This is a genomic window from Bauldia sp., from assembly GCF_965232525.1.
GTDB lineage: Bacteria > Pseudomonadota > Alphaproteobacteria > Rhizobiales > Kaistiaceae > Bauldia.
Genome location: NZ_OZ246980.1, coordinates 665,788 through 677,979 on the forward strand (window position 1 = coordinate 665,788; position 12,192 = coordinate 677,979).

The 12,192-nt window shown below is 64.1% G+C and carries 14 protein-coding genes and 1 other RNA gene; 11 read left to right on the top strand and 4 right to left on the bottom strand.

Annotation, left to right across the window (positions count from 1 at the left end; all coding sequences use genetic code 11):
• Positions 1-6 precede the first annotated feature (6 nt).
• Positions 7-822, bottom strand: a complete 816-nt coding sequence (locus ACO076_RS03155; RefSeq protein ID WP_421725283.1) for a lytic murein transglycosylase — start codon at positions 820-822, stop codon at positions 7-9.
• Positions 823-1,029: 207 nt separating this feature from the next.
• On the opposite strand from ACO076_RS03155, the gene ACO076_RS03160 reads away from it, so the two are divergent.
• Both ACO076_RS03160 and hemA read left to right on the top strand, forming a co-directional pair.
• Entirely contained in the window at positions 1,030-1,716 is a 687-nt protein-coding gene (locus ACO076_RS03160) for an aspartyl/asparaginyl beta-hydroxylase domain-containing protein (protein ID WP_421725284.1), read from the top strand.
• Positions 1,717-1,873: 157 nt separating this feature from the next.
• Positions 1,874-3,169: a 5-aminolevulinate synthase gene (hemA, locus tag ACO076_RS03165; protein ID WP_421725285.1), complete on the top strand. Its 1,296-nt coding sequence runs from the start codon at positions 1,874-1,876 to the stop codon at positions 3,167-3,169.
• A gap of 5 nt (positions 3,170-3,174) precedes the next feature.
• Here hemA and ACO076_RS03170 read toward each other — a convergent pair whose 3' ends face one another.
• Complete coding sequence (locus ACO076_RS03170) at positions 3,175-4,221, bottom strand: AbrB family transcriptional regulator (protein WP_421725286.1); 1,047 nt, start codon at positions 4,219-4,221, stop codon at positions 3,175-3,177.
• A gap of 188 nt (positions 4,222-4,409) precedes the next feature.
• Between ACO076_RS03170 and ACO076_RS03175 the strand changes: the two genes are divergently transcribed.
• Positions 4,410-5,420 carry a ligase-associated DNA damage response exonuclease gene (locus ACO076_RS03175; RefSeq protein WP_421725287.1) on the top strand — a complete coding sequence of 337 codons (1,011 nt, stop codon included), beginning with the start codon at positions 4,410-4,412 and terminating at the stop codon, positions 5,418-5,420.
• Between the two features lie 32 nt (positions 5,421-5,452).
• The gene (locus ACO076_RS03180; protein WP_421725288.1) at positions 5,453-5,887 is read left to right on the top strand and encodes a cupin domain-containing protein; all 435 of its coding nucleotides are present in this window, start codon (positions 5,453-5,455) and stop codon (positions 5,885-5,887) included.
• Here the strand turns inward: ACO076_RS03180 and nudC are convergent.
• Positions 5,884-6,828, bottom strand: coding sequence for an NAD(+) diphosphatase (nudC, locus tag ACO076_RS03185; RefSeq protein WP_421725289.1), 945 nt, complete (start codon positions 6,826-6,828; stop codon positions 5,884-5,886). The genes ACO076_RS03180 and nudC overlap by 4 nt on opposite strands.
• 9 nt (positions 6,829-6,837) lie before the next feature.
• On the bottom strand, positions 6,838-7,251 hold the full coding sequence (locus tag ACO076_RS03190; RefSeq protein WP_421725290.1) for an HIT family protein: 414 nt from the start codon (positions 7,249-7,251) through the stop codon (positions 6,838-6,840).
• A 152-nt stretch (positions 7,252-7,403) separates the two neighbouring features.
• Between ACO076_RS03190 and ffs the strand changes: the two genes are divergently transcribed.
• From ffs to ACO076_RS03225, 7 genes are all read left to right on the top strand, one after another.
• Positions 7,404-7,499: signal recognition particle sRNA small type (ffs, locus tag ACO076_RS03195), an RNA gene on the top strand.
• A 112-nt stretch (positions 7,500-7,611) separates the two neighbouring features.
• Complete coding sequence (locus ACO076_RS03200) at positions 7,612-9,381, top strand: DNA polymerase III subunit gamma/tau (protein WP_421725291.1); 1,770 nt, start codon at positions 7,612-7,614, stop codon at positions 9,379-9,381.
• A gap of 87 nt (positions 9,382-9,468) precedes the next feature.
• Positions 9,469-9,798, top strand: a complete 330-nt coding sequence (locus tag ACO076_RS03205) for a YbaB/EbfC family nucleoid-associated protein (RefSeq protein WP_421725292.1) — start codon at positions 9,469-9,471, stop codon at positions 9,796-9,798.
• Positions 9,799-9,823: 25 nt separating this feature from the next.
• Positions 9,824-10,519, top strand: coding sequence for an SDR family NAD(P)-dependent oxidoreductase (locus ACO076_RS03210; protein ID WP_421725293.1), 696 nt, complete (start codon positions 9,824-9,826; stop codon positions 10,517-10,519).
• 14 nt (positions 10,520-10,533) lie between these two features.
• Positions 10,534-11,055, top strand: coding sequence for a 2,4'-dihydroxyacetophenone dioxygenase family protein (locus ACO076_RS03215; RefSeq protein ID WP_421725294.1), 522 nt, complete (start codon positions 10,534-10,536; stop codon positions 11,053-11,055).
• A 3-nt stretch (positions 11,056-11,058) separates the two neighbouring features.
• A complete protein-coding gene (recR, locus tag ACO076_RS03220) occupies positions 11,059-11,667 on the top strand; it encodes a recombination mediator RecR (RefSeq protein WP_421725295.1) in 609 nt (202 codons plus the stop codon).
• A gap of 125 nt (positions 11,668-11,792) precedes the next feature.
• A complete protein-coding gene (locus tag ACO076_RS03225) occupies positions 11,793-12,173 on the top strand; it encodes a hypothetical protein (RefSeq protein ID WP_421725296.1) in 381 nt (126 codons plus the stop codon).
• Positions 12,174-12,192 lie beyond the last annotated feature (19 nt).

Here is a 12,192-nt window from a genome sequence, read left to right on the forward strand (position 1 = left end):
GGGTGCCTATCCGCCGATCTTGTCAGCCAGAACCGCAATCGTCTGCTGGTAGACCTTGGCTTTGTTCCATTTCGACAGCACGGCGTAGTTATGCGTCCCTGGCTGCCAGGACTGGCCGGCGCGCCATCCGTAGGCCTTCAGGTAGTTGGCCGTCGAAGCAAGCGCGTCCGGGCGGCTGCGGATCAGGTCACGGCGTCCGTTGCCGTCGAAATCGACCGCGAACTTGAGATACGACGTCGCCAGGAACTGGGTCTGGCCAAGTTCGCCGGCCCAGGCGCCGACCATTTGCGATGGTGACATATCGCCACGCTGAACGATTTGCAGCGCCGCCATGAGTTCGTTGGTGAAGAAGTCCGAACGCCGGCAATCATAGGCCAGCGTCGCCAACGAGCGGATCGAGCTCTTGTTGCCGGTGTTGGCGCCAAAACTGGTCTCCAAGCCCCAGATCGCGACGATCACCTCGGACGGCACCCCGTACCGTTGCTCGATCTTCCGGAACAACGAGGCGTTTTGCCGGATGAGGCTGCGCCCCTTGGTGATGTGGAGGTTCGAGACCCGGCGGGAGTAGAACTCCTGGAAGCTCAACCGGAAGTGTTTCTGGTTCCGATCGAGCCTGATGACGCTGCGGTCGTAGGTCACCCCCCTCAGAGCGGAATTGACCACCCTTTGGGAGATACCGGCGCGCACCGCCTCGCGCTTGAAGTCGGCGAGCCAGCGATTGAACCCGGCGCCCGAATTGCCGCATCGTGCCGCCAAAGCGTCGCCTGCGACCAAGGCAAAGACCATGGCGGTTATCGCCAGGAGGGTCTTGCGTCCAGCCATCGATACCACCGTTTCCTCGAAAGCAAAGCGCCCTTGTCGATGGTGACCTAGGACGCTGCCTCGCGCAACCGTTTCAGACGCACCCCCGGCTACCTGTCAGGGATTCTCCTAAGGTTTCGGTCAGGTGAAATCGGCTAAGATGATCACTGATCCGCCATGAAGGCATGCTCAATCGTGCCCGACGGCAACTTGGGGAGCGGCGAACCCATGACGAAATTTTACGATCAGGCATCCGGAGTCGTCCGGAAGGTGTACGAACGACGCATCGACGCCCCGCCGGTTCTCGAAGTTGAAAGCGACTTCCCCAACGCCCGAAAATTCGCCGATCAGTGGGAAGCAATCCGCGATGAGGCCAAGGCGGCGCGACTCGACGCCATGCCCCGGTTTCACGACATCATGCCGGAACAGGCCGACATCTCAGCGAACGACGGGCTCGACTGGCGGATGCTGATTCTGAAGGCTTATGACGTGCCGGTCGAGGACAACCTGGCCCGTATGCCGCTCCTGACGGGCCTCCTTGACGAATGCCCGGAAGTCAAATCGGCGACCGTCTCCTTCCTGGCCCCCCGCAAGCACATTCCCCGCCACCGCGGCCCCTTCCGCGGCATCATGCGGTTCCACCTCGGACTTCAGATCCCGCAACGAGCCGACGGCACCCCGGCAACGACAATGCTGATCGACGACGAGGACCACAGCATCGGCGACGGCGAGATGCTGCTTTGGGACGACACGTTCCCCCATGAAGTCATCAACGATGCCGACGAACCGCGCATCGCCTTGCTGCTCGACGTCTGGCGTCCTCGGATGCCCGTCGACATGGAGGTCCTGTCCAGGATCATCGTCGGTGCCGTGAAGATCGGGATGCGCTACCGCGGCGTGTCCTACACGGGCTGAGAGCACGCTAGAAGACATCTGGCGTAAACACCTGATCGAGCCGTCCTATTCGGTTGATCGAGATCAAGTAACCGTGACGGCCGGCGCGGCAATGTGCCGGTGGACTCGCGCCGATTCCCTCTCTACTTTCGCATCGTTCCAATCACAGGTTCCTTCGATGGACTACCAGTCGATCTTCGCCGAAGCCATCGCCGCCTTGCACGCCGAGAAACGCTACCGGGTCTTCGCCGATCTGGAGCGGATCGCGGGTCGGTACCCCTACGCGCTGTGGCGCAATGGCGACGAGGCCCGCGAGATCGTCGTCTGGTGCTCTAACGATTACCTCGGCATGGGCCAGCATGAATCGGTCGTTGCCGCGATGACCGATGCGGCAAAGCGGATGGGGGTCGGCGCCGGCGGCACCCGTAACATCTCCGGTACCAACCATCCGCTGGTCGACCTGGAAGCCGAGCTGGCCGACCTGCATCACAAGGAAGCGGCCCTCGTCTTCACCTCCGGTTTCGTTTCCAACGAGGCGGCGATATCGACCATCGCCAAGATGCTACCCGACTGCGTGATTCTGTCGGACGAGTTGAACCACGCGTCGATGATCGAGGGTGTCCGCCGATCCGGCGCGCAGAAATTCATCTTCCGACACAACGACCTGGAGCACCTCGAGGACATCCTCAAGGCCCAGAGCATGGTTCGGCCGAAACTGATCGCCTTCGAGTCGGTCTACTCGATGGACGGCGACGTGGCGCCGATCGAGCGGATCGCCGACCTTGCCGACAAGTACGGCGCAATGACCTACCTCGACGAAGTGCACGCGGTCGGCATGTACGGGCCCCGCGGTGGCGGTATCGCCGAGCGCGACGGCGTGATGGACCGCATCGACGTTATCGAGGGAACGCTGGCGAAAGCGTTCGGCACCCTCGGCGGCTATGTCACGGCCAGCCGCGTGATCATTGACACCATCCGCTCCTACGCACCCGGCTTCATTTTCACCACCGCGTTGCCGCCGGCGATCGCCGCGGCGGCGACCCGCTCGATCCGGCATCTGAAAGCATCATCGGCCGAGCGCGAGGATCAGCAGCGGGCCGTGGCACGGACCAAGGAGGCGATGGCCGCCGCGGGGTTGCCCGTCATGCCGTCGGAAACCCACATCGTTCCGGTGTTGGTGGGAAATCCGGACCAGTGCAAGCAGGCAAGCGACATGCTGCTTGACGAGCACGGGATCTACATCCAACCGATCAACTATCCGACCGTTCCGCGCGGCACCGAGCGTTTGCGGATTACACCGACACCATTCCACAACGATGCCCTGATCGACAGCCTTGTCGGCGCGCTGACCGACGTTTGGAACCGTCTCGGTCTGCCGTTTGCCGGGAGCGCGGACGCGGATGTCCCGCTTCCTGGTGCGGCCGCAGCAGCCGGCAATACTCGAATTGTGGTCTTCCCACCCGCCGGCGGGTAGCACCTTTACCGCTGATCTTCGGCCGAACCTCGGCCGATCGCCCAATGCGTCACAAAAGGCAGCAACAGCGCCAGCCCCGCGAAGCGGGCGAACTGATGCGCGGCAACGAACGTCGAATCCAGATCCAGCGCTAGCGCCAGGGACAGCATGGCCTCCAGTCCGCCCGGTGCGAACGCAACAATCGCCTGATCGATCGATACCCCGGTTATCGCCGCCACGAGCAACGCGGCCGTGAAAGCGATTGCCGAGACCACGAGAAACGCCCCAACCGAGGCCAGCAGGACCTGCCGCAGGAATCTGAGTGTCGTGCCCACGAACCGGCTGCCGATCAGCGCACCGAGAAAGATGAAGCTGACCGTTACAACCAGTTCCGGTAATCGGCCAACGACCAGCCCGGTCCCCTGGAGCACCGCGCTGGAAAAGAAGCCGCCGAACATGAACGCCGCAGGCAATCTCAGCCGGCGCGCGACGACTGCCGACACAAGAGCGGCAAGCAACATGATCGCGATTTCGATCGGCGAGGCGACCGAAGCGGCGGCGGTCATGTCGCCTCCCCCTTCGAGCGCGACCAACAGACCGGGCAGGGCGGCCACCAATAGAAAGACTCGGATCGATTGTGCGGTCGCCACCTTCCGCATATCGGCGTTGGTCTCCGAAGCAATCGCCAGCACGTACGATAGCGCGCCGGGAATCGACGCGAAGAACGCCGTTTCCCGGTCCCAGCCGGCGATGCGGACCAGGAATGCCCGAACGGCGGCAATCCCCACGATCACCGTCACCGCGAGAATCGCCAAGCTCACCGGCCAGGCGGCCGCATTGGCGAGCAGTTCCGGCGTGACCCCGGCGCCGAGCGCCGTCCCGAGTAGCAGAAATGCGACATCGATGACGCGGACGGGTAGTTGGCTGTCGAAGCCCGCTATCGTGATCACCGTCACGGCCGCCATCGAGCCGGACAGCCACGACGCCGGCAAGCCGGCGAGTGTGGCCAATGCCCCCCCGGCTGTAGCAATGCCGATGGTAATTGTGAGCTTGACCAATAGGCGTCTGTCCACGCGATCTCCCGGTGTCTGCAGACAGCTTCTGTTACCGGCGGTAAACGCCGACATGTCGACCGCCCTGGTTCAAGGGCGTCGCGTAAGGATCACGGCTGCAGCATTTGAAACTGACGGGGCATGATTTACCCTGTTTTGGTCGCAAGACGCTACTCCCGACGCAACCAACCGATTGACTGGACGAACCCGTGCGTGTCGAAGAGATCCTCCGCCCGACCTCGGCGGGCCTCTATTCCGAACTCGGCGATTTCCATATCGATCCGACCCGCCCGGTTCCGCGCGCGCTGATCACTCACGGCCACGCCGACCATGCCCGGCCTGGTCATGATGCGGTGCTGGCGACTCGCGAGACCTTGAGAATCATGGCGGCGCGCTACGGCGCGGATTTCGTGGGAACCGCCGAGACCGCCGTTCTCGGCGAGCCACGCCGGATCGGCGACGTCACTGTTCGGTTCGAGCCGGCCGGTCACGTTCTCGGTTCGGCGCAGATCGTGGTGGAAGCCGGCGGCAGCCGGATCGTGGCCTCCGGCGACTACAAACGCCGTGCGGATCCGACCTGCCTGCCGTTCGTTCCCGTGCCCTGCGATATCTTCATCACCGAAGCAACCTTCGGCCTGCCCGTGTTCCGCCATCCCGACGCCGAAGCGGAAATCGCCAAGCTGATGGCATCGGTCGCGCAGTTTCCGGAGCGCGCCCATCTGGTTGGCGCCTACTCCCTCGGCAAGGCACAGCGGGTGATCCGCATGTTGCGTGACGCCGGCTACGCCAAGCCGATCTACGTCCACGGTGCGATGGACAAGCTCTGCCGGCTTTATGAGGAGGAAGGCGTCGCCCTCGGTCCGCTTGCGCCGGCCACGGTCGAAAGCGGCAAGAAGGGTGATTTCGCCGGCGCGATCGTCGTCTGTCCGCCATCGGAAATATCCGAGCGTTGGGCGCGGCGTTTTCCCGATCCCGTGGCGTGCTCGGCCTCCGGCTGGATGCGGATTCGCCAACGTGTCAAGCAATCGGGCGTCGAGCTCCCGCTGATCCTTTCCGATCACGCAGACTGGGATGAACTAACCGCCACCATCGGAGAACTCGGCCCGCGCGAGGTGTGGGTGACCCACGGCCGGGAAGAGGCACTGGTCCGCTGGTGTACGTTGAACGGGATCGCCGCCCGGCCCCTTCACATGGTCGGCTACGAGGACGAGTCTGAGTAGACATAGCTACTGGTCGCGAAGGTGAGACATCGATGATCGACGAGAACCGGCAAGAACCGCGGTGCCGCTTCATCCGCGGCGGCGAGGCGTTTCGCGGCAAGCAGGGGCTCGACTACTTCTCTGGCATCTCGGCCGAGACAGCCGGCGCGAAGGGCCTGTGCATGCATCTGCTGGAGATGCCGGCCGGCGCAGAAGCCAAGCCGCACTATCACGAGGCCCATGAATCGGCGATCTTCGTGCTGGAAGGGTCGGCGGCGATGCGTCACGGACCGAACCTCGAACACACCGATCACGTCAGCGCCGGCGACTTCATCTACATCCCGGCAGGCGTCCCCCATCAGCCGTTCAACCCGACCGACAAGCCGGTGCGGGCCGTCATAGCTCGAACCGACCCGAACGAGCAGGAAAGCGTCGTCGTCCTCGACGAGGTGGATGAAGGGGCTACATCGGCGCCGGAGCCAATCTAGACCGCCTCCGCCCAAGTCCGGATCAGGCTGTGGGCAATCGCGATCCGCGGCGGACACTTGATCCCGCCTGGGTGCTCGCCGGAAAGGATCGCCAGCACCTCGGCGCGGGTGAACCAGCGCGCGTCCTCAAGTTCGTTCTCGTCCGGTGTGATCTCGGTCGTCAGTGCTTCGCCATGGCAGCCGATCATCAATGAGGACGGGAAGGGCCAGGGCTGGCTGGAGTGATACCGCACCCGGCCGAGGGCGATGCCGGCTTCCTCCAGCGTCTCCCGCCGCACTGCGTCCTCGATGGTTTCGCCCGGTTCGACGAACCCGGCGAGGCACGAATACATGCCGGGCGCGAAGCGCGGCTGGCGCCCGAGCAGGCACCGTTCGTCGGTGCCGGAGGCATCGATGGCCAGCATGATGACCACCGGATCGGTGCGGGGGAAGTGCATTGCTCCACACGCGGGACATTCCCGACGATAACCGCCGTCCCGCATTTCGGACGGCGATCCGCACGCTCCACAAAATCGGTGACGCTGGTTCCAGGCAAGGAGGCTCCGCGCCTGGGCGAACGCGCCGAGATGCTCGGGGTCGACCGCTCCCTCGATCGCCAGGCTGCGAAGGTTGATCGACTGTAGTCGGGACTCGTCGATAGGCGTGTCCGCCGGCAGTGTCGCCGCCAAGCGAGGACCGGTGTCCGCCCAGCCAAGCAGAATCGTGACTGCCGCCGCGCCAAGCGATTCCACCTCGGCGCGGGTGAACAGCGGGTCGGCGCCGTCTGGCCTGATGATCGCTGTATCGTCCCGGAACAGATAGAAACGGGCAGCCGGGTCGGAAGCGGCCTCCGCGAGTGACGACTCGTCGCGAGCCTCGCTCCGCCGATCGATGCGGTTGGCGGAAAAGCCGTGGGTCCGGCTCGGTTCCGCGGCCGGGACGCCGTCGAAGAGACTTGTCATGCGTTGGAATCAATCGGTGAGGGCATCGAGGATGGCGGTGACCAGTCTATCGCGATCCGTCGGGTCATAGCCAATCGGTTCACCGACGCCCCACACGGGACCCGGCCAGGCCGGATCGGAGCTGAAACGCGCGATCACGTGGACGTGGAGTTGGCGGACCGTATTACCCAGCGCCGCCACATTGAGCTTCTCGCAATCGGTCGCCGCCCTTAACGCCGCGGAAACACTGACGATTTCGTCGAACAGTGTCGCTCGGTCGGCGGCCTCAAGATCGATGATCTCGGCCATGTCCGGGCGACGCGGCACCAGGATCAGCCATGGAAAGCGAGCGTCGGCGTTCAGACGGAGGTCGGAAAGCGCCAATGCCCGGATCAAGGCCGATTCAGCCACCAGCCGTGACGCCGTCTCGAAGTCTTCTGTCACTTCAATCTCCTGTCGCGCTCGCTCTACGATAGCCCAAGCCGTGCACCAGATCGGATTACGCCTGCCGGCCTGTGGACGATTTTCGTGCGTGGCGCGATGCGAACGGCCGGTCCCTTGCCACCGCGCACCCCCGCCATGATATGGTGCATTGGGAAGTCGGCGGCGGACGCGCTCCTCGCCAACCGGGTCAGGTCCGGAAGGAAGCAGCCCTAACGAGTTTCGGCGCGGGTCGTTCGTCCGGCTTCCTTCTCGCCTCTCGAAGACCAAAATCCAGCGGGATCGGCGGGCACGATTTCAGCGGGCAGCCTCGCCTTGTCGCATGGTCTTACGGCTTGGCAGACCGGTCTTGGCGGACGCACAATGGACGGCAGCACTCAGGACATTGCTGAAACCGGTCATTACCGGGTGCTCGCACGGAAGTACCGTCCGAGCAGTTTCGCCGACCTGATCGGCCAGGAGCCGATGGTGCGAACGCTGACCAATGCGTTCGACACCGGGCGGATCGCACAGGCCTACATGCTCACCGGTGTTCGCGGCGTCGGCAAGACAACGACCGCTCGCATCCTTGCCCGCGCGCTGAACTACCTGGTCCCCGGCGAAATCGACAAGCCGACCATCGCCATGGACCGGCCCGGTGAACACTGCGCCGCGATCATGGAAGGCCGCCATATCGATGTCATCGAAATGGACGCCGCCTCCCATACCGGCATCGACGACATTCGCGAGATCATCGAAGCCTCGCGCTACAAGCCCGCGGTCGCCCGCTACAAGGTCTACATCATCGACGAGGTTCACATGCTGTCCAAGGCGGCCTTCAACGGGCTGCTGAAGACCCTTGAGGAACCGCCGGAACACGTGAAGTTCGTGTTCGCGACCACCGAAATCCGCAAGGTCCCGGTGACGGTGCTATCCCGTTGCCAGCGGTTCGATCTGCGCCGCATCGAAGCCGACCGGCTCATCGGCCTGATGCGCGACATCGCCGGCAAGGAAGGCATCGCGGTCGATGACGAGGCGCTGGTGATGCTCGCCCGTGCCGCCGAAGGATCGGCCCGGGACTCCCTGTCGCTGCTCGATCAAGCCATCGCCCATGCCAGCGGCCAGGTCGAAGCAGAGGCGGTTCGAACGATGCTCGGCCTCGCCGACAAAGCGCTGGTCATCGACCTGTTCGGCGATCTGATGAAAGGCGCCGTCGCCGAGGCCCTAGAGCGCCTGAAAGCGCTCTACGATGTCGGCGCCGACCCGGCCGTCGTTCTGGAGGATCTGGCGGCTTTTACCCACATCGTCACCCGACTGAAGCTCGCGCCGGACGCGGCGGCCGACGGCGGTTTGACTGAGGAAGAGCGCACGCGCGGCACGGAGTTCGCGCAAGCCTTGTCGCTCAGGATTCTTGCTCGGACGTGGCAGATGCTCCTCAAGGGAATTGACGAAGCGCGACAGTCCAACCGTCCGCTCGCGGCGGCCGATATGGTGCTGGTGCGGATCGCCCACGCCGCCGACCTGCCGACGCCGGACGAGGCGCTCCGGGCGCTACGGGACGGCGGTGGAGCGGCAACAACACGCGCACCCCGGGTGGCGGGCTCGTCCGCACCGGCATCGGGACCGCCGGCAGCGCGGCTAGCCGCAGTGGCAGGTGGCGGTGCCTCCACACCGCCGGAACCTAAGGTTACCCCCGCCGCGACGCAGCCTCGGCCGGCATCCGAACCGCTGACGCGTCTCGATAGTTTTGAAGACCTGGTCGCCCTCGCGGGGACGAAGCGCGATCTCAAATGGAAACACGCGCTCGAACATCAGGTGAGAGTGATACACTTCGAGGATGGGCGCGTTGATCTCGCGCCGACCGCCGACGCACCGGCTAGCCTGCCGGGCGATCTTTCCCGCCAGCTTGAGCATTGGACGGGACGCCGGTGGATGGTGGCCGTGGCGCGGGAAGCTGCGGCACCGACGGTCGCCGAGGCTCGCCAAGCCGCCCGCGACCGGTTGGTCGACGATGCAAAGGCCGATCCAGCGGTGGCAGCCGTCCTTGCCGCGTTCCCCGGCGCCGAGGTCGTCGACGTCCGGGTTCGCGGCGATGTGGCCGACGACGACGGTGTTGAGCCCCCGATCGAAGACGCGGGCGAGCTGGACCCCTGACGCGTTCTCGCCGATTCGACATCGACAGAACCGCGTGCAAGAGCCATACAGAACGCCTGACACGCAGCGAGAAGGATACGAGACACGATGGCCCTCGGTGACCTGATGGGGATGATGAAGCAGGCCAAGCAGCTTCAGGAGAAGATGGAGGCCATGCAGGAGGAGGTCGCTGCGATGTCGGTCGAAGGGACCGCCGGCGGCGGCCTGGTGACCGTCACCCTCAACGGCAAGGGCGAGATGAAGGCGATTCGGATCGATCCCTCGCTACTCAAGCCGGAGGAGGGCGAGATCCTGGAGGATCTGATCGTCGCGGCAAGCACCGACGCGCGCAGCAAGGCCGACACCGCCCTCCAGGACAAGATGCGCGAAATGACCGGTGGCATGAACCTGCCCCCCGGCATGAAGTTGCCGATCTAAGCATTCTCCGACCTACCTCGACCGAATGACAAAATCCCACGCCATGATCTCCGGCGCCGCCAGCGGCATCGGCCGCGGCCTTGCTGAAGGTTTCCTGGCTGCCGACTATCGCGTGACGGCCGTCGACCGGGCGCCGCTCGCGTGGCAGGCCGAAAATCTCGACTCGGTCGTGCTCGACGTGACCGACGACGACGCCGTCGCCGCGCTCGCCGATGATCTCGACCACCTCGATGTTTTGATCAATGCCGCGGGCATCATTCGACGGGATGTCGAATTCGATCCCGTCACCTTCGCTGAGGTCGTCGACGTCAACCTCAACGGGACAATGCGCTTGTGCAAGGCATGCCACCCGGCGCTTGCCGATGGTGGTGGCGCGATCATCAACATAGCGTCGGTATTGTCTTTCTTCGGCGGCCCCAACGTTCCGGGATACTCGGCGTCGAAGGGCGGTATCGCAACCTTGACCAAGTCGCTGGCGGTTGCCTGGGCCACCGACGGGATTCGCGTCAACGCCATTGCTCCCGGCTGGATCGATACACCCTTGACCCAGGCGCTGCGCACCGACAGAAACCGCAACCGTAATATCATCAGCCGCACACCTATGATGCGCTGGGGCAAGCCAGCCGATCTGGTCGGGCCGGCGCTCTTCCTCGCCAGCAATGCCGCCGCTTTTGTCACGGGCGTAATTCTGCCGGTCGACGGCGGCTATTGTGCAAGGTAGTCCGGAGGAGACCGATGGACCGCGAAGATCCCAATCCCCGCATGCCGTACCAGCTGGCAATGCCGAGCGAGGCGGCAACCGATGTGGTCATACCCAGCGTTCTTCCCGAGGATGATCGCATCTGGGTGCCTCAAGCGGACAATATCTGGTTCCGACCGCTTTGCCTCAGCGCATCGCAGGGGTATTGGGTCAATCTCCTCAAGGTCACCCGCTCCGGCGTTCTCACCCGTCACCGGCACACCAACCCGGTCCATGGCTACGTGCTGAAGGGTCGTTGGCACTACCTCGAGCACGACTGGGAGGCGGTCGAGGGCGGCTATGTCTACGAACCGCCGGGCGAGACCCACACGCTGATCGTGCCCGAGGACGTTTCGGAGATGATCACCCTGTTCCAAGTGAACGGTCTGATGCTCTATGTCGACCCCTGGGGCAAGACGCTCGGCTTCGAGGACGTATTCACCAAGATCGACATGTGTCGCAAGCACTATACCGACTGCGGCCTCGGCGCGGACTATGTCGACCAATTCATACGCTAGGAAATGCCCCACGCCACTGCCGGACCCGAGATTGAACGCCTGATCCAGCTGCTCGCCAAGCTGCCGGGGCTCGGTCCGCGTTCAGCTCGGCGCGCAGCGCTCCATCTCATCAACAAAAAGGACGACCTGCTCGTCCCGCTGGCGAGCGCTATGGCTGTGGCGGCCGAAAAGATCGTCGTCTGCTCGATCTGCGGTAACGTCGACACCGCCGATCCCTGCATGATCTGCGCCGACCCCCGACGCGATGCAGCGACCATCGTCGTCGTCGAGGAAGTTGCCGACTTGTGGGCGCTGGAGCGCGCCGACGCGGTCAACGCGCGCTACCACGTCCTCGGTGGCGTGCTGTCGCCCCTCGATGGCATCGGTCCTGACGACCTCGGAATCGCTAGCCTGGTGGCGCGGGTGGCCGCAGGCGGAGTTAACGAGGTGATCCTCGCCGTCAACGCCACCGTCGAGGGACAGACCACGGCCCACTACATCACCGACCAACTTACAGGGACGGGCGTGAAGGTCTCTCGCCTCGCCCACGGCGTTCCGGTTGGCGGTGAGCTCGACTATCTCGACGAGGGGACTCTCGCTGCCGCTATTCGCAGCCGAACGGCATTCGACTGAGGTTCGGTCTACCTCTCGCAAAACCGCATTTGTGAAAACCGTCATAACCGTGCACCATCGCGCCTCGTAAGGTCCATCGGAGCCGCGGTGATCGCGGTCTTCTGTATCCAACCGAGGAGGGTGACATGCTCCGTACGATCGTGATCGCGTCAGGACTGGTAATGGGATCGAGCCTGGCCGCCCACGCCGCCGACGTCTCGCAAGCCGCCGACTTCGCCGAATTCACCAGACATTTCTGCGCGAAAACACCGGACAAGCAGCACATCTTTGTCGTGCCGGCGTCGGTGTTCACCGATCAGTCCTCCGTCGACTGTGACGGCGCGGTATCCACGCTGCGCACCAGCGAACCGAGCGACGACCCCGGCCATATCATCTACAATATCGACCCGCCGGAAGGCGTTGACATGGCTTATGATTGCGACGGCAAGGCCGACGTCGGGATCACGCTGGTAGCGCTCAATTGCCTGCCCGCATCGATGGAATCGATGGACCATCCGAAGAACTGAATCGGGCCAGGCCTCGCCC

Coding starts and splice junctions, on each gene's coding strand:
- ACO076_RS03155 (WP_421725283.1), bottom strand. CDS start 822: ATGGCTGGACGCAAGACCCTCCTGGCGATAACCGCCATGGTCTTTGCC.
- ACO076_RS03160 (WP_421725284.1), top strand. CDS start 1,030: ATGACGAAATTTTACGATCAGGCATCCGGAGTCGTCCGGAAGGTGTAC.
- hemA (WP_421725285.1), top strand. CDS start 1,874: ATGGACTACCAGTCGATCTTCGCCGAAGCCATCGCCGCCTTGCACGCC.
- ACO076_RS03180 (WP_421725288.1), top strand. CDS start 5,453: ATGATCGACGAGAACCGGCAAGAACCGCGGTGCCGCTTCATCCGCGGC.
- nudC (WP_421725289.1), bottom strand. CDS start 6,828: ATGACAAGTCTCTTCGACGGCGTCCCGGCCGCGGAACCGAGCCGGACC.
- ACO076_RS03200 (WP_421725291.1), top strand. CDS start 7,612: ATGGACGGCAGCACTCAGGACATTGCTGAAACCGGTCATTACCGGGTG.
- ACO076_RS03205 (WP_421725292.1), top strand. CDS start 9,469: ATGGCCCTCGGTGACCTGATGGGGATGATGAAGCAGGCCAAGCAGCTT.
- ACO076_RS03210 (WP_421725293.1), top strand. CDS start 9,824: ATGACAAAATCCCACGCCATGATCTCCGGCGCCGCCAGCGGCATCGGC.
- ACO076_RS03215 (WP_421725294.1), top strand. CDS start 10,534: ATGGACCGCGAAGATCCCAATCCCCGCATGCCGTACCAGCTGGCAATG.
- recR (WP_421725295.1), top strand. CDS start 11,059: ATGCCCCACGCCACTGCCGGACCCGAGATTGAACGCCTGATCCAGCTG.
- ACO076_RS03225 (WP_421725296.1), top strand. CDS start 11,793: ATGCTCCGTACGATCGTGATCGCGTCAGGACTGGTAATGGGATCGAGC.